General features: G+C 34.5%; 16 protein-coding genes. 13 read left to right on the top strand and 3 right to left on the bottom strand.

Annotated elements, in window-relative coordinates; all coding sequences use genetic code 11:
• Window positions 1-28: 28 nt before the first annotated feature.
• Together GXM16_RS21050 and GXM16_RS21045 are read left to right on the top strand one after the other, a co-directional pair.
• Window positions 29-553, top strand: a complete 525-nt coding sequence (locus GXM16_RS21050) for a GNAT family N-acetyltransferase (RefSeq protein ID WP_163396468.1) — start codon at window positions 29-31, stop codon at window positions 551-553.
• A gap of 153 nt (window positions 554-706) precedes the next feature.
• Window positions 707-1,969, top strand: a complete 1,263-nt coding sequence (locus GXM16_RS21045; protein WP_163396467.1) for an NAD(P)/FAD-dependent oxidoreductase — start codon at window positions 707-709, stop codon at window positions 1,967-1,969.
• A gap of 334 nt (window positions 1,970-2,303) precedes the next feature.
• On the opposite strand, the gene GXM16_RS21040 is transcribed toward GXM16_RS21045, so the two are convergent.
• Window positions 2,304-3,809, bottom strand: a complete 1,506-nt coding sequence (locus GXM16_RS21040; protein ID WP_163396466.1) for a S41 family peptidase — start codon at window positions 3,807-3,809, stop codon at window positions 2,304-2,306.
• 55 nt (window positions 3,810-3,864) lie between these two features.
• Here GXM16_RS21040 and GXM16_RS21035 point away from each other — a divergent pair, with 55 nt between their 5' ends.
• The 3 genes from GXM16_RS21035 to GXM16_RS21025 all read left to right on the top strand — a co-directional run bounded on the left by GXM16_RS21035 (window position 3,865) and on the right by GXM16_RS21025 (window position 6,582).
• Window positions 3,865-4,245 (top strand): hypothetical protein, encoded by a 381-nt coding sequence (locus GXM16_RS21035; RefSeq protein WP_163396465.1) that lies wholly within the window; start codon window positions 3,865-3,867, stop codon window positions 4,243-4,245.
• 686 nt (window positions 4,246-4,931) lie between these two features.
• Window positions 4,932-6,146: an MFS transporter gene (locus tag GXM16_RS21030; RefSeq protein WP_163396464.1), complete on the top strand. Its 1,215-nt coding sequence runs from the start codon at window positions 4,932-4,934 to the stop codon at window positions 6,144-6,146.
• 43 nt (window positions 6,147-6,189) lie between these two features.
• Window positions 6,190-6,582: a VOC family protein gene (locus tag GXM16_RS21025; protein ID WP_163396463.1), complete on the top strand. Its 393-nt coding sequence runs from the start codon at window positions 6,190-6,192 to the stop codon at window positions 6,580-6,582.
• A gap of 105 nt (window positions 6,583-6,687) precedes the next feature.
• Here GXM16_RS21025 and GXM16_RS21020 read toward each other — a convergent pair whose 3' ends face one another.
• Together GXM16_RS21020 and GXM16_RS21015 are read right to left on the bottom strand one after the other, a co-directional pair.
• Window positions 6,688-7,437 carry a DeoR/GlpR family DNA-binding transcription regulator gene (locus GXM16_RS21020; RefSeq protein ID WP_163396462.1) on the bottom strand — a complete coding sequence of 250 codons (750 nt, stop codon included), beginning with the start codon at window positions 7,435-7,437 and terminating at the stop codon, window positions 6,688-6,690.
• Window positions 7,438-7,731: 294 nt separating this feature from the next.
• Window positions 7,732-8,163: a helix-turn-helix domain-containing protein gene (locus GXM16_RS21015; RefSeq protein WP_163396461.1), complete on the bottom strand. Its 432-nt coding sequence runs from the start codon at window positions 8,161-8,163 to the stop codon at window positions 7,732-7,734.
• A gap of 95 nt (window positions 8,164-8,258) precedes the next feature.
• Here GXM16_RS21015 and GXM16_RS21010 point away from each other — a divergent pair, with 95 nt between their 5' ends.
• The 8 genes from GXM16_RS21010 (at window position 8,259) to GXM16_RS20975 (ending at window position 21,341) form a co-directional block, all read left to right on the top strand.
• Window positions 8,259-9,005, top strand: coding sequence for a CPBP family intramembrane glutamic endopeptidase (locus GXM16_RS21010; RefSeq protein ID WP_163396460.1), 747 nt, complete (start codon window positions 8,259-8,261; stop codon window positions 9,003-9,005).
• A gap of 31 nt (window positions 9,006-9,036) precedes the next feature.
• A complete protein-coding gene (locus GXM16_RS21005; protein WP_163396459.1) occupies window positions 9,037-9,606 on the top strand; it encodes an NUDIX hydrolase in 570 nt (189 codons plus the stop codon).
• Between the two features lie 46 nt (window positions 9,607-9,652).
• Entirely contained in the window at window positions 9,653-10,450 is a 798-nt protein-coding gene (locus tag GXM16_RS21000) for a carcinine hydrolase/isopenicillin-N N-acyltransferase family protein (protein WP_208797407.1), read from the top strand.
• 109 nt (window positions 10,451-10,559) lie between these two features.
• Complete coding sequence (locus GXM16_RS20995; protein WP_163396457.1) at window positions 10,560-11,819, top strand: S41 family peptidase; 1,260 nt, start codon at window positions 10,560-10,562, stop codon at window positions 11,817-11,819.
• A gap of 1,161 nt (window positions 11,820-12,980) precedes the next feature.
• Window positions 12,981-14,231: a PKD domain-containing protein gene (locus GXM16_RS20990; RefSeq protein WP_163396456.1), complete on the top strand. Its 1,251-nt coding sequence runs from the start codon at window positions 12,981-12,983 to the stop codon at window positions 14,229-14,231.
• 139 nt (window positions 14,232-14,370) lie between these two features.
• Window positions 14,371-16,971, top strand: coding sequence for a glycosyl hydrolase 115 family protein (locus tag GXM16_RS20985; protein WP_163396455.1), 2,601 nt, complete (start codon window positions 14,371-14,373; stop codon window positions 16,969-16,971).
• A 74-nt stretch (window positions 16,972-17,045) separates the two neighbouring features.
• Entirely contained in the window at window positions 17,046-18,458 is a 1,413-nt protein-coding gene (locus GXM16_RS20980) for a glycoside hydrolase family 28 protein (RefSeq protein WP_163396454.1), read from the top strand.
• Window positions 18,459-18,635: 177 nt separating this feature from the next.
• Window positions 18,636-21,341, top strand: coding sequence for a glycoside hydrolase family 2 protein (locus tag GXM16_RS20975; RefSeq protein ID WP_208797406.1), 2,706 nt, complete (start codon window positions 18,636-18,638; stop codon window positions 21,339-21,341).
• The last annotated feature ends 16 nt before the right edge of the window (window positions 21,342-21,357 follow it).

The raw sequence follows: 21,357 nt of genomic DNA, 5'->3' as shown, positions 1-21,357 counted from the left end.
ATTTTTCATCATTTTTTAAACAGTCAAGATGAGTAATATAGAAATAAAAAAAATCTCACTTAAAGAAATTAATCAATTACAGGAAATAAGCAGACAGACTTTTCAGGAAACATTTTCAGAATCAAATTCTGAAGAAAACATGAAAAGTTATCTTGAAAAAGGATTTTCTAACGAAAAACTAACAGCAGAACTTACACATAAAAATTCGGAATTCTATTTTGCAATTTTGGAAAATAAGCCAATCGGTTATTTAAAAATAAACTTCGGAGAAGCACAAACTGAATTAAAAGACGGCAATGCTCTGGAAATTGAACGCATTTACCTCTTAAAAGAATTTCATGGAAAAAGTGTGGGGCAATTACTACACGAAAAAGCTATAGAGAGAGCAAAACAACAAAAATCAGAATACATATGGCTGGGCGTATGGGAAGAAAATCTAAAAGCAATACGGTTTTACAAAAAAAATGGCTTCGTGGAATTTGACAAACATATTTTTAAATTGGGAAATGACGAACAGACAGATATCATGATGAAACTGAATTTGTCTTATTAATATTGGAATTTACAGAAAGGAATTAACAATAGGTTTGCATAATTTTTAAAAATAAATTTAAGGATGAGTTTGTACTTGAAATTATTAGTGTTAAATTTATAAAGTAATGCAAACAGAATAGTTTTTACACAAAAGTCTTAAATACAATATATTATGAATATAGTCATCATTGGAGGTGGTTTCGCAGGATTAAATCTTGCGAAAGAACTTCTAAATCATCCTCAAATACAAGTTACGCTTGTAGACAAAAATAATTACAATTTTTTTCCACCACTCATATATCAGGTTGCTACCGCTTTTTTAGAGCCTTCAAGTATCAGTTATCCATTTAGGAAGTTTTTTGCCGGGAAAAAAAATCTTCAGTTTCGTTTAGGAGAATTATTATCAGTTGTTCCAGCCGAAAATAAAGTAATTTTGAGTAATGGCGAATTATCATATGACCATTTGGTTTTTGCTACAGGTGCTGAAACCAGTTATTTTGGCATGGAAAACGTGATGAAAAATGCCATTCCGATGAAAACTTTGAATGACGCCATTGTAATGCGAAATACTTTGCTTAAGAATCTGGAAAAAGCAGCAATTTGCAAGGAAATCCGTAAACGTCGTAAACTGCTAACTATTGTTGTAGCCGGTGGGGGACCAACAGGAGTAGAGGTTTCAGGTATGTTTGCAGAAATGCGAAAAAACATTTTACTAAAAGAATATCCTGAATTGGACACTACCGCAAGTAATGTTTATTTAGTTGATGGAGGAGATGCATTGCTGGCGCCAATGAGTGAAGCTTCTCAAAAAGATACTTTAGATGCGCTTACAAAATTAGGTGTTGTTGTTAAACTAAACAGCAAAGTAACAGATTATGTAGATGACACCGTATATTTTGAAAATGGAGAAACAATTAAAACCAAAAATTTAATATGGGCTGCAGGTGTTACAGCAAAAATATTTGAGGGAATGCCTGCCGAAAGTTACGGTCGTGGAAGAAGAATGGCAACTGATGCTTTTAATAAAGTGAATGCTACAGAAAACATATATGCTATTGGTGATACTGCTATTTTGACTACTGATAAAAGCTTTCCCGATGGCCATCCTCAGGTAGCTCAGGTAGCTATACAACAAGGAATAAACCTTGCTAAAAATTTTAAAGCCACACTTCAAAACAAACCACTTAAGCCATTTATTTACAACGACAAAGGCTCAATGGCAATTATAGGAAAAAATAAAGCTGTAGTTGATTTACCAAATCCGAAATGGCATTTCAAAGGATTTTTTGCCTGGTTTATTTGGCTATTTGTTCATTTAATTTCGCTGATTACTTATAGAAATCGTTTAAATACATTTTACAACTGGATGGTTGCTTATTTTGCAAGAGATCAATCTCTTAGAATGATAATCAGGCCAGACAAAAAACAAGTTTAAAAAAACCGGATTTTAAATCCGGTTTTTTTTTTTATGCAAAAATTTTTGACAATGAGAACTCTTAAAAGTTTTATTTTATATTGGAACAAAAATTATTTATGAGAGTTTTTTTTTTCTAATACTGTTATTAATTTCATTAAATTTATATTCACAGCATACCAATTTACCGGGACCTGGAGCAATGAAAATTATAAAAAATGTAAAAAAGAATACATTTTTACATTTAAGATTGAACAGTCAAACTGGACAGCAACGATTTTGCAATAAAAATAAAACTCTTGATTTTTGTTTTTTAATTGATTTATTCGAGTTATAAAAAGATGTTTTTTTGCTGCTATTTATTATTTTTCAAACCTTTAAAATCCTCTATATATAAACCTTTTGCAGTATTTGTAGGGTTGAATGCAGCAAGATTGTTAATTTTTAATGAAAAAGAAGGACTGGTGCTTTTTGCTGCAGTTCGCATAGTTTGGCCTGTAATTAATTCGAGGGCTTTATTCAAATAAGGATCTTTTATGTTTCCAAATTCAACCAGATTTAAGAAAATGCTATATGGATTAATTTCGTGATCAGGTGTAATTTTCGCTGGATTTGCATCTTTATCTTTGTTATAATATGAAAATGTAATGGGCTGCAATTGCCATTTGTGTTTGGTGCTTCGATTGGCATAGGACACATAGTCATAAGCAGGAGAATCATACAGTGTATTAGAGCCTACAAATTTGCCAACTGTTTCTTCACCTATTGTTACTACACTAATGTATTTTTTTAGGCATTGTATTGTAAGCTCACTCGCAGAAGCGGTTTGAAAACTTACCAGCACATATATTTTTGTCAAAACAAGGCTGTTTATATTTTCTTCTTTCTGAAAAGTTGGTTCATTATCAACTAAGTTGAAAAATTTTACTTTGTCAGAAAGATTTTTATAACCATCTTCACTATTGTGTTTATTATTGAAGTCTAAGTAAATATATGGTTTATTAGTAAAATTACCGTTAATCATTTGCGCCAGAGCGACTGCCGTTTCTAATGAGCCGCCTCCATTGTATCTTAAATCTAAAACCAATTCGTTAATTCCATCCGATTGCATTTTAGCGAAAGTCAAATTTAGTTCATCATTATAATCTGACTTAAAACCATTAAACACCAAATAGCCAATGTTCTTTCCTCCATATACTTTCTTTTCATAATAAGCAATCGGGTTTTCATCAATATCAGCTTTTGTTACAGTTACAGTTCCTGCTTTGTCTGTTGTAATCATACTACTGTTTGTAAATTGCACGCTTGCTGCAAGAGTAATGTTGAGTTGTGTGTTTTCTAGTTGGTTATAATTACTTGAAGTAAGCTGGCTTCCATTTATTTTTGTAATAACGTCCCCTCTTTTTAATCCCGCCAAAGCTGCTGGTGAGCCAGGTACAATGTAGTTAACTAAGGCCACCATATTTGTATTGGATGCATCTTTAGGATAAATTGCATAATTAAATCCGCCTTTTTTTTCAACCTCTGCAATTTTTGAAACCTGCACTATGTCATTATTGTTCTCAATCCAAGAGAATCTATCAACTATTCCTCTTTGATATAGAAGTGAATAAAAAAGCGCATCGGGAGTTTTTCCGTTGATTAAATTGTTATATGCAACGGTAGAAGTGATTTTGCCGTCAGACAAATTGGAAACATTGGATTGCCAGTAATACCAGGAATTCATAGCTTTCCAAACAAAGTTGTTAATTTCGTCAGGCTTGGTAGTTGTGGGTTCATTAGTGTCAGAATCAGAATCCTTACTGCAAGCTGTAAAAAACAATCCTACAAGTAATGTTTTAACAATATATTTTAATTTCATTATTTTTTCAATCGTTTAATTTAAGTTAAGTTTGTGGGTGCAAAACGCTAAAAATATGAAAAATAGTATTCCTAAAGCCATCTTTTTGTTATTTTCTTTTGGACTTTTTTTTCTTTTTTCCTGTTCAAGACAACTTTTAGATATTAAAAATCAAACGTATAAAAGTTATAACAATAATAGTGAAAGAGGCTATGTGGTTAGTTTTAAATTAAATGACACTGCAGTTGTTCCTAAATCAGTTGTAATTAATGGAATTATTCAGGATATATCAAAGGCAGATAAAACTGAAGATACTTACTTTGTAAATGTTATTGTACAAACTGCCTTAATTCATAATTACAAAGTAAAATTAGATAAAAAAGAAAATGGAATTTATTTTGAGAAAAATTCCAATAGATTTTTTCAACCTGTAAAATTCAAATTAATCACAGACTAATTTAAAAGTTTGATTGAACCCGGCGGGTGTAATTATTACAAACATCAATTCGAGTATTTTTTGTGGTCAGTAACAGAACAAAAAATATACCGAGATTTTTTAATAATAGTTTAAATAGGAAGGGACATCTTTTCTTGTGCGAAAAGTTAACGAGTTTTTTCTAAAACTTATTATTATATTAAAATCTTTATTTTTTTGAATAACTTTTCTTATATCTAAACTTTGCTTTTCATTTAATTCCTTTTCTCCATTTAAGTTATCATTATTGGTCTGGAATTAGCTGTTTTTTCATCCAGATACAACTCGAACCTTTTATTTAAATGACAGCTGAAAAATGAGGTTTTCTTTCAATCTAAGCAGAATTTTTATTGACGCTGTGAATTCGGTTTAGATATCCTGTTGGGGATTGATGCAAAAATCTACTTGATTTCCAGAATAATTTCTAGCAAAATTTCCTAAACAATATCAATGAAAATAGTCAGCATTAAATTTTATGAAAAAACGTATCAAGTATAATTTAGAAAAGAAAAAAGTGCGTCAATATCTCAATTGTCTCAATTTGGCTTTGAGGAAATGTATTTTTTTTGATGTAGTTGATAAATAGAATGATGTTAAAAAAACCTGAAAATTTACAATATTTTGCAAAATTGCATATATTTGCAATATAAAATTTAGATTTTTTTAAAATGGATATAAAAGTATCAAAAGCAATAACTGCTATAAGAAGCATTTTTTTTGTCTGTGGACTAGCTTTATCGGGCTGGGCCCCGATGGTTCCTTTTGCAAAAATCCGATTGGGATTGGATGATGCAGGACTTGGAATGCTGTTGTTATTGCTGGGAACCGGCGCAATTACAATGATGCCGGTATGTGGAATGCTGAGCCATAAGTATGGAAACCGTATAATTATCTGTTTCTCAGCTACGATAATAGCGATAACACTGCCGCTGCTAGCCGTTTTGGATGGAGTTTTTTTTATGGGGGTAGTTCTGCTGCTCTTTGGTGCAGGAATCGGAACTATTGACGTGGCAATGAATGCCTGCGGTGTCCAGCTTCAAAACTTATCAGGCAGATCTATAATGTCATCGCTACATGGACTTTTCAGCGTGGGCGGACTTTTTGGATCACTTGGTTTAGGTCTTCTTATTAAAGCAGGACTGGAGCCCCTTTATGCTGCAATATGCCTTGCTTCACTTGTTGTATTAACAGTACTACTGCAGTATAAGAACCTTTTCAGTCCAGAGATGGAAAAACAGGCAGAAGCACATGCGGAGATTGCACACAGTGGGGTGTCAGCGAGATGGTCTTGGTTACAGAAAGGGGTACTTTTTTTAGGACTGCTTTGTTTTATTGTTTTTATGGTAGAAGGTGCCATGCTGGATTGGAGTGCTCTTTTCCTTTTTGAAAACAAGGGGCTAGATGAAAGCTGGTCTGGATTGGGCTATGCCTTTTTCTCAACGGCAATGGCTGGTATGCGTTTGTTTGGAGACCGCATAGTGGAGAAATATAATTCAGTTAAAGTAGTTTCCATAGGTGCGGCCGTAGCGGGAGCAGGACTTATGCTGGGAATTTTTTCACCAGTTCTTTCTCTGTCCCTTGCCGGTTTTTTTATGCTAGGTTGCGGTGCTGCCAATATTGTGCCTGTATTTTTTAATGAAGCAGGAAGGCTCAAAAATATAAAAACATCCACCGCAGTCGCAGCAATCACCACAATGGGATATTCAGGTCAGCTGATGGGGCCTGTTGCCGTAGGAGTTATTGCTCACACATCTTCTCTTCTAACAGCCCTTGGAATCTGTGCCGGGCTTCTTTTTATGGTTGCTGTTCTCTTTGCAGTAAAATATTGGAGAGAAACCAGACAGAATATACAAAGTATAGTTCAAGTTAACGATTACTTGTGAAAATTTAATTTTAAAATATTGCTAATTATATTGATAAAAAGTTATGAGAATTGACCACTTGGCACTGTGGACATTGAATCTTGAGAAATTAAGAGATTTTTATGTCAGATATTTTAATGCTTCTTCGAATGACAAATATGTAAACCCACAAACGGGGCTTAAAACCTACTTTTTAAGTTTTGAATCCGGCGCGAGGCTGGAAATTATGAAAAGACCAGAAGTTTTAGCCTTAAAACAGGATTATACGAAACGATTTATGGGTTTGGCACATTTTGCATTTGATCTTGGAAGCAGAGATAATGTTGATAATCTTACTAATAAGCTGTTCAGAGACGGATATGAGGTAATAGGTAAACCCAGAGTAACGGGCGATGGTTACTATGAAAGCGTAGTACTTGATCCTGATGGGAATATTGTAGAACTCGTATGTCGATGAACATACGTATAAAGGTTTAATTTGATGGAAGTTTGAGTTAATGCAGCTTAAGTTAGTAATCCTGATTGCCGCAGCCACACAAGGCTGCGTGATTTTTTATAGGCACTAAACTATTTTAGTTTCTTTATTTCTATAATTATTGAGTTTCTCGTCGCTGCTTGCCAGTTCTGTAATTAAAACGGCAACTTCCTTGATAGGACAGATACGGTATGTTTCTGACATATTCAATTTTCCTTCAATGGCCAGGGCAACGGTTTTTTTAGCATGCTTATGCATTGATGTCTTAATATCAGCATCTCCTATAAAAGTTGCCGTTACTCCGATCTCGCTGTCAATGGCGCATGTGCCCATAAAGTATGTGTCTGCCGCATAGCGTGATATTTCCTCGCATGCTTTTACTCCTTCGGTTGCCTGAGTTTGCTGGTTATAAGATCCTCCAAGCACTACCAGTTTAACATTTTTATGTTTATGCAGAACCGGTGCAAGAGCGATATTGTTTGTAATGATGGTGAGATTTATATCTACAGGGAGTTTAGAAACTATACTGCAGTTAGTGGTACCTGCGTCCATGAAGATGGAATCTCCGTCAGAAATGAACTGCTGTGCTTTGAGTGCAATCAGTTCCTTTTTGTCAGTCTTAAAGGCTGCACGGTCGGTAAATGTAAGCGGGTTTTTGGTAATAGGAATTGCACCTCCACGGACTTTTGAAAGAAGTCCGTTATTATGAAGCACTTCAATATCCCTGCGAATGGTATCTTCGGATACTTTCAATGCAGATGCTGTATTATCATACTGTATCCTTCCGTTTTTCTGCAGTATGTCCAGAATCTTGCCGAAACGTTCTTCTTTGAGCATAGAGTATTATATATTTTAGCAAAGATACATTTTTTAGATAAAACTGTAATTTTTAACAAGATTTGTAATTTCTTTCTATTGAAGTTAAAAATTGGACTATTTATATCAAAAAAACTAATAAGATGTGTGTCTTACATTGGCTTTGTAAATTTGGTTTAGATGTCCTGTTGGGGATTTTTTGAAAAATTTACTTGATTACAAGATGAAGTGATCGATTAATCAATTAGAACAAACTGCCTTAACTTTTTGTTACAAAACTAAAGGTAGGTTTAGTTTTTTATATTAACAGTAAATTTAGCCGTTTTTCCATACTAACAGAAGTACAAGACTGTATGCTGCAATTGTAGCAATCATGAAACTGTAAAGTTCAAAGTTTGTTTCAGGGAAGGAAGCAGACATTGTTAGAAAGTAGCCTGAAACAATAAAAATTCCGACAGCTCCGAAATATGAATATATTATTTTCTTAGTTCGGCTGATCTTTATGCCGTTTTTTTCATCGTATTGCGATTGACTTTTAATTTTCAAATGCGTATCATTGAGTTCAAAATTTAATTTCTCCTGTAATACAGTTAAAGTGTAATTGCGTGCTTCGACCTCTCCGTTTTCAATTCTTTGAATAGATCTCAGACTTATACCACTGGCTTCTGCCAATTGGATTTGTGTCAGTCCTTTCGCAATTCTTACCGATTTTATACATTGCCCAACTTTGATACTATCATACTTCATAATTTATATGCCATTTAAACGCCATATGCATATGGCGTAAATTTTAATGAAAGTAAAGATATAAATTTGGATTCGTTTAATCTTAAAGTTTTTATATGTTGGGAATCATTTTGTTGCTTGTTTTGTTTTTGTGTTTAGTATTGCTGTTTGAGAAAAAATTATCCGATGTCTCTGGTTTGATACCAACCAAAAAAAGGATACTTTATTTTTTTTCTGGAGTTGCCCTGTCAGGTATTTTGGTTGTATTGAATATAGCTGCAGAAACAATTTTGTTCTCCTTAAATTGGAAAATGAGAGACGTTCATTATCTCGAACCAGCACTGGTTGTCTGGCAATTCTTTCTCTCCGTGTTTACAGAAGAATTAATTTTTCGCGGGATTATAATTTATATTTTAATGAGGAAGTTAAGAAAGCATACAGCCATGCTTATCTCGTCAGCCTTATTTGGAATTTATCATTGGTTTTCTTATGAAATGTTTGGCGCAGGATTAGTGCCAATGCTGTATGTATTTTTGATGACCTCACTAGCAGGATATTGCTGGACATTTGCTTACTTAAAATCAAGGACATTACTGCTTCCCTTAGGAATGCACTTAGGATGGAATTGCATAAATTGGCTGTTTTCAAAAAAAGGTACTTATGGACGAGGGATTTTTATACGGATTAATGAGCTTCCTCTGACCGAGCTTCAAAATTTAGTATTATCTTTATGTAAAGGTTTAGTTCCAGTGGCAATTATGTATCTGGCATTGAAGGTGTATTTTGCTTCTAAGAATAAACCACAAAGTGTAAAATTTGAAAAAACACACGTAGAATCTGCTGATGCATCTCTGCCGAGGTAATTATGGATCTTTTTTTATGAACTTTAATTATATGACTCAAAAAACTGCTGTTTACTTGCTGTTCTTGTTCTATGCTTTTTCTCATGCACAGAACACTTCAGTAATCTCTGTGAAGACAGATAATTATACCGTACAGTTTCTGATTATTTTCAACGATAAGAAGGAAATACTGATGATGAGAAATCAACTCGGCTGGCATATCCCGGCAATGCGTTCTGACAAGCCTCAGGCTATTCGAGAAGCAATAGATAGTTTAGCGGCAACTATCGGACTGAAAATTAGACACATTAAATTATCTGGTTTATATACTCATAAATTCCAAGGAGTAAAAGATCATCCCGAAGTGTCTTACAGGAGTTATTTTACAGCAGATTATGTTAATGGGAGCATTGTACAGCCGGAGGACAAAAATATCGAATATAGCTGGATTTCCATAAAAGAGGCACCAGCTGTGTTTCATTTTGATTTTATGAAAAAACAGACAATTCCTATTTTAAAAAACAGAAAAAAAGTATGGGGAGGTACTTTTTTGATTGTTTGGGAAGATGAAAAACTCAAAGGGTCAGAAATTACTGAAAATATATACGAACTGGGAGGGTAGCTTATAAAATATTTAAGTAAATAAAATGAGGGGATTTAGAAATTTAATGCTATTAATCATAATTGCATTGACCACGGATGTATCGGCTTGTTCTATAGTGTATTTTATAGATAGTAGAACAGGTAAAATATATTTTGTAAACAATGAGGATTACTGGTATGATGTGAAGCCATACATACAAATTATACCAGGTTCAAAAGGTAAATTAGGCAGAATATGGTACGGCTGGAATAATTTTGGACAAGGAGGCGTTAATGAAAAAGGATTGGTCATCGATGGCGCAACGACAACAGAACAGAACATTCCGGCAGGATATTCTGCAATGAAAGGAAACATGACCGATGATATTTTAGCTAAATGTAGTACGGTAGATGAGGCATTGCATTATTTAGAAGATAAAAGGATTGCTCTTAAAAATGCGCATATTATGCTGGGTGACCGAAATGGCAAAGCGGTAATTGTAGAGTGGGTAGATGCAGCGAAACATATTATACCAATCCAAAACAACCGCCTGGCAGCAACAAACTTTAATATTTCTGACAATACTGAAGCTAAAACCTGTTGGAGATATTCACTAATTGAAAAAGGTCTGGATGAACTTGATGCTCGAAATTCAAAAGACATTATAACGCTTAAAGATGTAGGAAATGTAATTGGAAAAACGGTACAACCGCCAGAAAAAGACTCTGAGGGCAGGCTTGGGGGCACGATTTATTCAACTTTCATCGATTTAACAGACATGAAATTTATTTTAATCTATAAACTCGATAATTCTAAAATGCAAAAAATGGATATAGTAAAAGAATTACACACTGGGACCAGCAGAAAAATCAAATTGGAATGAAAAGGCCTTCTTACTATTTGGGTGATTTGATAAATCCGAAGAATATGGCTAATTTTTCCAAACCTTCTGTAATAACTGCCGCACACTATCTAAATATTCATTAAAAAGTATGAGAATAGCCTTGATTTTTATTTTCTTTTTCTGGACAATAGTTTCAAATGCACAGACAAATACCTATTTGGCAGACTTAACTGCACTAAAAACTATACTTCAAAAAACACCATCTTTCAAGGCTCAAATTACAGGAAACAAGTTAGCCTATTATAATACTTTGTACATTCGTTTAGCATCGGACACCTTAAGCAAACCAAACAGTTATATATACTTTTACAACTTATCTCAGTTGCTTTTTCCTTTACGGGATAACCATTTGGGCTTTTATGAACTTCCAAACTATAATGACTTTAAAACAAAAGAGAGTATTGACAGATTTACAGAAACAAAGGAATTTTTGAACTATCCGACCTCTAAAATCAATATTGACTCATTAAAAACTGAATTACTCAAAAAATCAACTAATTCAATTGAAGGAATTTATTACTACGATAAATTTTATTCTGTTGGTTTATTCAAAAGTGCAGACAAAGAATATATTGGAGTGGTAGTTGATTCCGATACAAAATTGTGGGTGAAAGGACAAATTGCGATACATCTTTATGAATATGCGCCAAATCTATACAAAGCAATTTACGGCCATCCGTTGTATAAATCCTATATTCTGCAAACCAATGAAAAATACCAAAATCAATCTTTAATCAACTCGTACTTCTATGCATCTTATTCGCAATCTATTTACTCGAAACAGCGGCAACAAATGGATTATGCCAACCTTCCAAAGGGTTCTCCAAAATTTGAACTGAAAAACATTCATAAGGATGTTCAGTATTTGTTAATCAGAACATTTCAGGTAGATGCAGCCACTAAAGAGAAATCACAACAATTTTATAATTCTATACAAGACTCTTTAAAAGCGCCATACGTTGTTTTAGATTTAAGAAACAACGAGGGTGGGGCCGAAAAGGAAATGAAAAAGTTTTTTTTACTTTTGAAAAAATATGTCAATCATGGACGCCTGTATGTACTAATAAACAATAGCACGTTAAGTCAGGCAGAAATTTTTACTTTAGCATTGAAGAAACTAGCAAATGTCATTACGGTTGGACAAACAACAAAAGGGATGCTGACTTATGGCAGCAACTACGGAAGAAGAGAGCGGTTGCCTAGTGTGCGATTTGAGATTTACCCTACTGACATGAAGGGCGATGAAAAGTTTTTGCAGTATGAGGATTACGGAATAACCCCTGACATCGTTTTAAGAACCGATATTGACTGGATTGAGCAGGTAATCGAGGTTGTACAGAAAAATTGATGCTTACAGCTGGATGTGCTGACGGTAATTAACCATTTTTTTGCCTTAGGCGAACAACAAACAATAATAGGAAATTAATTTAGATGCTTTAAACAAACTGCCACTTACTCAATACCGTTATGAATTTTATTATAACGCTAATATTCAAAAGTATAAAAGAAAAATATTTTATTTACTAGTGTGTACTTAGTTTGATATCAATTGAATAACAAACAATTTGAGTACTTGTCAAGCCACAGATTCAAAGACTATTGGAAAGGAGAACAACTCATAAATAATATAGTGTATTAGTTTTATTATCAATCTCGAGACAATAATTTTGGAGCCATATATCAAACCAAAATCAATTCCTTTTAGTAAGGAGAAATCTTTCAATAATCAGTTTATGCATTATTCCAATGATACAATTGTGATTGGGGATGGATATTTCAAAATAGATAGTATTAACAGAGATATTATAAAAAGAATTGGGCAAATGGATTTATAGATAGAAACAAAAAAAGGATGCTTTTTCAGGATTTGGCATTACAAGCATATCCGACTTTTATTCTATTGGACTCAAATGGGAAAATTTTAATGGAGGAAGTAGTTACAAAGAATTTGAAAAAATTGAAAAAATTATAAAATAATTTTAATGAGTATTGAATACGACTCTCTTTTTCAGTACGATTACCAAAAGATAAAAAAAACTATATCCTTAAAGGGATTTCGAACCGTCGTTCAGCTTCGATTAAATCTCTGATAGCGCCACTTTAAGACTGTTTATTTCAAACAGACTAAGAATTTCCTGTGAAAAAAATCGAACCACCAATATTAGGCTGTGAAGGCTTCAAAACCTAGAGAGAACCATTTGCTAGTTGTCCCCTTAAGAAGGGTCAGGACAAATTTCAACATCATTTATGGAAGATTTACGAAAATTGGCTTATCATATGTAGTGTCTGTCTTCCATTGGCATTGTAAATTTGGTTTGAATGTCCTGTTCGGGATTGATGTATTAATCTGTATAATTTATCAAATAATTTTAAGATAGTAATGGATCGCTTATTCCTAATAAAATTGACCGTTTTCTTACCTGCAATTTAGATTATTTTTGCCCCTAATTCATTATTTTTGTTTTTAACAAAAACCTGCAGATAGGATTTATTTGCATGAATTTACAAAATGGACAAGCGACTACAGCTAAAAGTTATAATAAAACAATGCGAACAAAAGTTTGGTCGTGGTAATTCTGAAGATTGGAAACACAATGACTATCTTGATTTCAGCCAATCCATTTTTGAAGAAACCAAAATTAGCATCAGCCATAACACATTAAAGCGTATTTTTGGAAAATTAGCAACAGACAAGTATTATCTTCCGCAACAAGCCACCTTTAATGCCTTGATAAACTATTCTGGTTTTAATGAAAACGAATTTCAGATAGCAAACCCAAATAGTGAAAATTTTCTTGTTGAAGCGGAAACGGACAATAAAAACCGCTACATAATAGTGGTATTGCTTATTGTTACATTGTTGACCAGTATTCTTGCTTACATGTATTTTTGTCGCTCGGATTTTAATGTAAATGAGAGTAATATAAAGCTGTCTTCTTCAGAAGGAATTTTGCCCAAAACTTGTTTTTTTACTGTTGATAACAATTATACAGCGGATAGTTTATATATTGACTTTGGCGATAAAACTTCACCAGTTTATTTAAACCCAAACAAAAGAACTATCGCACATACCTATTTTATTCCAGGAGTCTTTGATGTTTGTCTTACCAATAGAATAAAGGAAAATAGAAATAGAAAAGCAAGAGTGTATATAACCACCAATAAAAAATGGTATGCTTTGGGATTTCAAAGACAACGCCTTATACCGAAAAGGTTTTGTGCATTTTTTGCTTATAAAAACCAAGATAGTTTATTTGCTATAACAAACAGGGAATTGCATAAATACAGTATTGATACCTTACAGCCATTTTTTACCCGTTTGTGTAGTTATACGCCGCTTAAACATAATGCTGATAATTTTATTTTTGAAACAACTTTCAAAAAAGATTTTCGACATCAAGATGTGACTTGCAGTAGTTTGGTTTTTAAAGTTTCAGGTGCTGATAATGATATACGTTTTCATTTTGTAAACTCAGGTTGCAGCAGCATAGTTGCAAATATAATTAGTGAAAAAAGAATAAATGGAATTGATAATAATCTGGCTTCTTTTGTTGTTGATTTTAAAAAAGAGAATACAATTAAATTAATCAACAATAACAAAAGACTTATTTTGCTCGTAAATGGTAAACCAATTTATACTGGAGCTTATAAAGAATCATTGGGTGATTTAAGAGGTGTTTTTGTAGAGTTTGAACGCAATGGGTTTATTAAAAATTGTCTTTTAAGCTCGTTGGATGGCAATATCTATTATAAATTCTAAAATTTAGTAACTCTCTATTATTAAAGGTTTTAATTCTGTACAGAATTATGGACGCACTTTGATTAAAGTCAAAATGTACATTAAATTCAAGGTTTTTTATTTTTGACTGCTACAAAGAAAAAATCAAATTTGTGCTGTTATGAATTTTAACCATTTACTTTTAAATTTAAGGAAAGAAAACTTTAATTTGGGTACTGTTTTCTGTTTTGTCATTTTTCTTTTTACAAGTATCTTTTGTGCTCAAATTTGGGCACAACGAAAAGAAAATCAATTAAGTACTGCTCTCAAAGCAACTCCTGCAGCTTTTCCATTAATCAAAAACGGAAGCGTGCCGTCAATTCTTACCGATAAAGCAGATGCGGAAGCAGTAACCCTTGTAGCAAATGCTGTTTCTAGTGACTTGGAACTGGTTTGCGGAATAAAACCCGACATCTTTCACGATTTGAATAAGCATGAAGACTACTTGATTATCGCTGGAACAATTGGTCATTCCAAATACATTGACCAATTGATTAAATCGAAAAAAATAAATGTCGCTTCTATTCAAAATAAATGGGAAACCTATATCATGTCGACAGTTAACGCTCCAATAGAAGGTGTAAAACAAGCCCTTGTAATTGCCGGAAGCGATCGTAGGGGGACAGCTTACGGTTTATTTGAAATATCAAAATTGGTTGGAGTTTCCCCTTGGGTCTGGTGGGCCGATGTAAAACCAAAACCTCAAAATGAACTTTATGTTTTGGCTGGAAATGTAGTATCAAAAGAGCCTTCGGTAAAATACCGAGGAATTTTTATCAATGACGAGGATTGGGGGCTGCATCCCTGGGCAGCCAAAAATATGGATACGGATATCAAAGATATCGGCCCAAAAACGTATGCGAAAGTGTTTGAATTATTGCTTCGTCTCAAAGCTAATTTAATCTGGCCAGCTATGCATGACAGCACCAAAGCTTTTTGGTACTATCCTCAAAATCCTGTGGCGGCCGATAAATATGCCATTGTAATTGGTTCCACGCATTGCGATATGATGCTGCGAAGCAACACCTTCGAATGGCAGGTAGGCTACGAGCAGGAATACAGACGCAAACCGGGAATTTACCGTTACGACACCAATAAAGACGAAGTATACAAATACTGGGAAGATCGCGTAAATGCGGCTAAAAATTATGAAGCGATGTATACCTTGGGAATGCGCGGAATTCGTGATGGTGGTATTACTGGTCCGGAGACCAAAGAAGGAAAAATTGCTTTGGTAGAAAATATTATCGATGATCAAAGAAGTATTTTCAAGAAGTATTTTGGTACTCCATCAAATGCACTTCAAATATTCTGTCCTTATAAAGAGGTTTTGGATTTATATACTGGGGGCCTAAAAGTCCCTGATGATGTTACTTTGGTCTGGACGGATGATAACTTTGGATATTTACGCCAGTTATCAAACACGGCAGAACAAAAAAGAAGTGGTTCCAGCGGAATTTACTATCACTTGTCCTATTTAGGTGGACCTCACGATTATACTTGGCTTTCGTCCAATTCACCTTCGTTAATTTCGTACGAAATGACTAAAGCGTATCAATTTGGAGCCGATAAATTCTGGGTGGTCAATGTTGGTGATATCAAACCTGCCGAACTGGAAACGCAATTTTTCTTGGATATGGCTTGGGATGCAAAAAAATGGACTCCCGAAAAAGCATCCCAATACGTTTATGATTGGGCAAAATCAACTTTTGGGGAAGAATTTGCAACTGATATTGCTCTTGTCAAAAATCAATATTATCAATTGGCACAAAGCGGAAAACCGGAACATATGGGTTTGTTGAAATTTGATGCTGTAACTCAAAAACAGCGACTGGCAGCTTACACTGATTTGATAGAAAAAGTGGATCAACTGAAAACTCGTATTCCGCAGTCACTTAGAGATGCTTATTTTCAGTTGATAGAGTACCCTTCAAAAGGAGCGGCTTTGATGAACCAAAAATTCTTCTACGCGCAAATGAGTCTTGAAGCAGCAGAAACTGATAAAAAAATGGCTTTGAACTATTCGCAGAAAGCAAAAAATGCTTTGGAGCAAATCATCACATTAACCCATCATTATAACAAAGAAATAGAAAATGGAAAATGGGACGGCATTATAACTCATGCTCCAAGGAATCTGGAAACCTATGCTATGCCCAAGATTGCAAACCCTGAAATTTTAAGTGATTCGCTTCGTAATCCCGCTCCATTCGACAGCAGATATCTGGAAAAAGTAATCACTTCTATAGATGGGGCAAGTTCGTCTAATATTGTTTCGTTGAATCCTTCAGATTTCAAAACAAAAAAGGAAATCCTTTTGGAAAAAATTATTGTTGTTAATGGTTTAGGAGTAGGAGGCAAGAGCATTTCCCGCTATCCTTTTACCGGAAAATCTTTTAAAAATGATGAATATCTCCATGCGCCTTATGTAGAATATAAAGTAAATTTGAAAGTAGGAGAATACAAATTGTCACTTAAAAGTCTTCCGACGGATGCCATAAACAACGAAAGAAATCTGAGTATGGCAGTGGTTGTAAATCAAAAACCTCCTCTATTTATTGATACGGATAATTCCAAAAAAAACAAAAATTGGACCATGAGCGTAGTTAGAGGCTATTTTGAGAAAGTGCTCCCATTTAAAGTTGAAAAGACAGGCGAAACCAAGATCAGGATTTATCTGCAGGATACCGGATTGGCTTTGAGCAGAATTGACATTGTAAAATAATTAATGATTTGGAATTTAATAAAAATAATATAAAACTTAGAAAAAGTTACAGGATGAAACTAAAAAAAAATGTAATGAAAATTACTTTTATAACTTGCTGTTTTTCCGTTTTTATGGCTTTTGGCCAAAAATCAGAAGCTAGATTCTGGTTATCTTCAGAGGAAGCGTTAGAAGAAATAGCACAAATAAAAAAAGCCATTATTGCGCCTGCATTCAAAAATAGAGAATATCTCGTCACGAGTTATGGTGCCAAAGGAGACGGAACAACCAAGAACACCGAAAGCTTCAAAAATGCTATTGAGGCCTGCAACGCTGGCGGTGGCGGTAAGGTAGTCGTTCCGGCAGGAAACTTCCTCACCGGACCAATTTATCTAAAAAGCAATGTCAATCTTTATCTTAGTGAGGACGCAACCATTACTTTTTCACGCGATACTAAAGATTATCCACTGGTACTAACGCGTTGGGAAGGAATGGACTGTATGAACTATTCACCTCAGATTTATGCTTACAATGAAAAAAATATTGCAGTAACGGGTAAAGGAACTTTAAACGGAAATGCCAATAATATGTATTGGTGGCCATGGAAAGGAAGTAAAAACCACGGTTGGAAAGAAGGAGTGGGAAATCAGTTTAAAGCAAGAGAAAGCCTTCATGTAATGATGAAAGGAAAGATAAATCCTCGAAAAAGAATTTTTGGCGACGGCTACTATTTAAGACCTTATATGATTCAGCCTTACCACTGCCAGAATCTTTTGATTTCGGGAGTGAAAATGATCGATTCTCCAATGTGGTTTATCAGTCCGGTGATGTGCGAAAACGTTATTATAGAGAAAGTTCATATAGAAGCACACGGGCCAAATACGGATGGTTGTGATCCTGACGCCTGCAAAAATGTATGGATCAAAGACTGTTATTTTGATACCGGAGATGACTGTATTGCTATAAAATCAGGTCGCGATGAGGATGGAAGAAACAATAAAAGAGGGGCCGAAAATCATATCATCGAAGGTTGTACCATGAAAGATGGTCATGGTGGAATTGTAATCGGAAGTGAAATTGCCGGCGGCGCCAGAAATATCTATGCTGTCAAATGCAAAATGGACAGTAAAAATCTTGACCGCGTCCTACGTGTTAAAACCTCATCTTCTCGGGGCGGAACGATTGAAAATATCTTCCTCAAAGACATAACTGTGGGAAGTTTTGGTGAATCGGCTATTCATTTTAATATGTTTTATGAAAACCCAGGGAATTTTATGCCAACCATTCGTAACATATGGGTAGAAAATCTCAATGTTGAAAAAGGTGGTGAATATGCTATCTGGGTCAAAGCTTACAAAGAGTCTCCTATTGAAAACCTCAAAGTAGTGAACTGTAAATGGAATGGCATTAAAACTCCATTAAAAATTGAGAATGTGAAAAACATGCAATTGGAAAATGTAGTCATTAACGGAGAACTTTTCAAATACGACAATAACCAGGAAAAGTGATTTGCGGCGTAACTTTAAGTGTTTAAAAAAATGTAACTAACTATTTATTTGAAACCAATGAACTTTTTTTTTACTTTCAAAAATTTTAGTCTCACGCTATTATTGCTGATTTTTTTAACTTCATTTGGGCAATCCAACGTCCAAAAGGAAATTCTTTACCTTTCTGGAACTGATGTGATGCATACCAAAACTTGGGATTTTTATTGTACAGCTGGCCGAAACAGCGAAAAATGGACGACTATTCAAGTACCGTCAAATTGGGAGCAGCAAGGTTACGGCAATTATAATTTTGGACGTGATAATGTGAATTATGGGAAAAATTTTCAGTTTGCCGATGAAAAAGGTTTGTATAAATTAAAATTTGAAGTGCCTGCCAATTGGAATCAAAAAGAGGTATATATCGTTTTTGAAGGTGCAATGACAGATTCAGATGTCAAGATTAACGGAAAATCTGCAGGATCAGTTCATCAAGGCGCTTTTTATCGTTTTAAATATAATATTAGTGACAAAATACAAATTGGAGGTACTAATTTATTAGAAGTGACGGTCAGTAAAATGTCGGCAGACAATTCGGTCAATGGAGCGGAACGTTTGGCAGATTATTGGATTTTTGGAGGTATTTACAGACCGGTTTATTTGGAAGCTGTTCCAAAAGAGCATATTTCATGGACTGCTGTCGATGCAAAAGCAGATGGGAATTTCAATATGAATGTGCATCTGAATAAAGCTGTTTCTGATGCCGAAATAGTGACCGAAATAATTGACGCTAAAGGCAAAACAGTTGAAACTACTGTTACAAAAACAGGCAAGGATTCTGTTGTTGCCGTAAAAACTAGAGTGCAAAAACCACTGTTATGGAATGCCGAAACTCCAAATTTGTATCAGCTAAGAGTTCATCTCAAAAAAAGAAATGAAACGATTTATACTACCAATGATAAATTTGGTTTTAGAACAATTGAAGTAAGAAAATTGGATGGAATTTATATCAACGGCAAAAAAGTAAAAATGAAAGGTATCAACCGCCATGTGATGTGGCCTGAGTATGGTCGCGCCACTTATCCTGAAGCCGATTTGTTGGATGTAAAATTGATAAAGGGAATGAATATGAATGCGGTTCGTTGTTCGCATTATCCGCCGGATAAAAATTTCCTTCGTGTCTGCGATTCTCTTGGACTTTATGTGATAAATGAATTGGCAGGCTGGCAAAAAGCCTACAGTACCAAAGTCGGAACACCATTGGTAAAAGAAATGGTGGTCAGGGATGTCAATCATCCTTCGATAATTTTTTGGAGTAATGGTAACGAAGGCGGACATAATTTCGACTTTGATGCTGATTTTGGAAAATACGATCTATCAAACAGAACTGTAATTCATGCGCATCATAAACCGGGTAATGCCATAAACGGCATTGATTGCAATCATTATGAAGGTTATGAGAGCACCAAAGAATTAGTGAGTGAAAACAGTAGAAATATTCACATGCCAACTGAGTTTTTACATGCAATGCATGATGGCGGAGGTGCTGCTGCATTGGCTGATTATTTGGAGTTGCAGTGGAATGGAAAGCTCGGCGGAGGCGGTTTTATATGGAGTTTTGCAGACGAAGGAATTATGCGTACTGATTTCAATAATATGATTGATGTAAATGCTAATAATGCCGCTGACGGAGTCGTTGGACCGCATCGTCAAAAAGAAGCCAGTTATAATGCCATCAAGGAAATATATTCGCCCGTTAAAATAACATTGAAAGAACTGCCTGATAATTTTAAAGGAGAAATTCCAGTAGAAAGTCGTTATCATTTTACAAATCTTAAGGATTGCAGTTTCCGTTATGAACTTATAAATTTTCGCAGCCCCAATGATATAGAACCTGGTTATAAAGTAAGTCAAAGTGGTACAATTAAATCGCCTGATATTGATCCGACTGCAAAAGGAAATTTACAGATAAGTTTGCCAAAAGGCTGGAAGAATAATGATGCGCTGGCAGTTGCTGCTTATGATCCAGATAATAATGAAATTTACCGTTGGGTCTGGAAAATAAAGTCTCATAAAGCTTTAGTAACATCCCTGTTAATTGAACCTGAATCTAAAAAAGGTAATATTTCAGCTAAAGAAGAAAATAATGTACTGACTGTGAAGGGCGGAGAAATTGCTGTGAGTTTTGATACCAAAACAGGAATGATATCTAAATTGACCAATGACAAAAGTCCGGCTTTGCCATTTGGAAATGGTCCTGTTTTGGTGAGTGGAAATGCAACGGTGGCATCAGTTAAGCATTTCAAAGAACAAGATTACTATATTGTAGAATTTAATTACAGTGGTGATCTTTCTTATGTACGCTGGAAAATGCATGTTTCTGGATGGTTGGAGATGAATTATAGATATACGCTTAGCGGAAGTTATCCTTTCACGGGAATAAGTTTTGATTATCCACAAGGATTAGTAAACAGTGTAAAATGGTTGGGACAGGGGCCTGATCGTGTCTGGAAAAATCGCATGCAGGGTGTTACCACAAATGTGTATCAAAACATGAACAATAATACCGATACAGGCAGTATACCTTGGATTTATCCTGAATTTAAGGGCTATTATGCAGATATTGTGTGGATGGAATTTAGCACACAAATGGGAAGATTTACAATTGCTTCTCCAGATAAGGATTTGTATGTACGATTATTTAATTTTTACGGAATAAATGGAGATAAAAAAACACCTATATTGCCTACAGGAGATATTTCGTTTCTGGATGTTATTCCGCCTATCGGCTCTAAAAATAACGTTAGCAATAATGCGGTTAAAGAGCTGGGGCCATCAAGTGATTTGAATAATATCAGGGAAGCCAAAGAGCGTACTGTTTTTTTCTTTTTTGGTACACCAAAATAAAGTATCTCTGGAATTA

This window comes from Flavobacterium limi (genome assembly GCF_010645075.1).
Lineage (GTDB): Bacteria > Bacteroidota > Bacteroidia > Flavobacteriales > Flavobacteriaceae > Flavobacterium > Flavobacterium limi.
This window is presented reverse-complemented; position numbering and strand designations above follow the sequence as displayed.

What these genes read in the sequence shown, in the direction of transcription:
- GXM16_RS21050 (WP_163396468.1), top strand. Translation starts at nt 29, where the DNA reads ATGAGTAATATAGAAATAAAAAAAATCTCACTTAAAGAAATTAATCAA.
- GXM16_RS21045 (WP_163396467.1), top strand. Translation starts at nt 707, where the DNA reads ATGAATATAGTCATCATTGGAGGTGGTTTCGCAGGATTAAATCTTGCG.
- GXM16_RS21040 (WP_163396466.1), bottom strand. Translation starts at nt 3,809, where the DNA reads ATGAAATTAAAATATATTGTTAAAACATTACTTGTAGGATTGTTTTTT.
- GXM16_RS21035 (WP_163396465.1), top strand. Translation starts at nt 3,865, where the DNA reads ATGAAAAATAGTATTCCTAAAGCCATCTTTTTGTTATTTTCTTTTGGA.
- GXM16_RS21030 (WP_163396464.1), top strand. Translation starts at nt 4,932, where the DNA reads ATGGATATAAAAGTATCAAAAGCAATAACTGCTATAAGAAGCATTTTT.
- GXM16_RS21025 (WP_163396463.1), top strand. Translation starts at nt 6,190, where the DNA reads ATGAGAATTGACCACTTGGCACTGTGGACATTGAATCTTGAGAAATTA.
- GXM16_RS21020 (WP_163396462.1), bottom strand. Translation starts at nt 7,437, where the DNA reads ATGCTCAAAGAAGAACGTTTCGGCAAGATTCTGGACATACTGCAGAAA.
- GXM16_RS21015 (WP_163396461.1), bottom strand. Translation starts at nt 8,163, where the DNA reads ATGAAGTATGATAGTATCAAAGTTGGGCAATGTATAAAATCGGTAAGA.
- GXM16_RS21010 (WP_163396460.1), top strand. Translation starts at nt 8,259, where the DNA reads ATGTTGGGAATCATTTTGTTGCTTGTTTTGTTTTTGTGTTTAGTATTG.
- GXM16_RS21005 (WP_163396459.1), top strand. Translation starts at nt 9,037, where the DNA reads ATGACTCAAAAAACTGCTGTTTACTTGCTGTTCTTGTTCTATGCTTTT.
- GXM16_RS21000 (WP_208797407.1), top strand. Translation starts at nt 9,653, where the DNA reads ATGCTATTAATCATAATTGCATTGACCACGGATGTATCGGCTTGTTCT.
- GXM16_RS20995 (WP_163396457.1), top strand. Translation starts at nt 10,560, where the DNA reads ATGAGAATAGCCTTGATTTTTATTTTCTTTTTCTGGACAATAGTTTCA.
- GXM16_RS20990 (WP_163396456.1), top strand. Translation starts at nt 12,981, where the DNA reads ATGGACAAGCGACTACAGCTAAAAGTTATAATAAAACAATGCGAACAA.
- GXM16_RS20985 (WP_163396455.1), top strand. Translation starts at nt 14,371, where the DNA reads ATGAATTTTAACCATTTACTTTTAAATTTAAGGAAAGAAAACTTTAAT.
- GXM16_RS20980 (WP_163396454.1), top strand. Translation starts at nt 17,046, where the DNA reads ATGAAAATTACTTTTATAACTTGCTGTTTTTCCGTTTTTATGGCTTTT.
- GXM16_RS20975 (WP_208797406.1), top strand. Translation starts at nt 18,636, where the DNA reads ATGCATACCAAAACTTGGGATTTTTATTGTACAGCTGGCCGAAACAGC.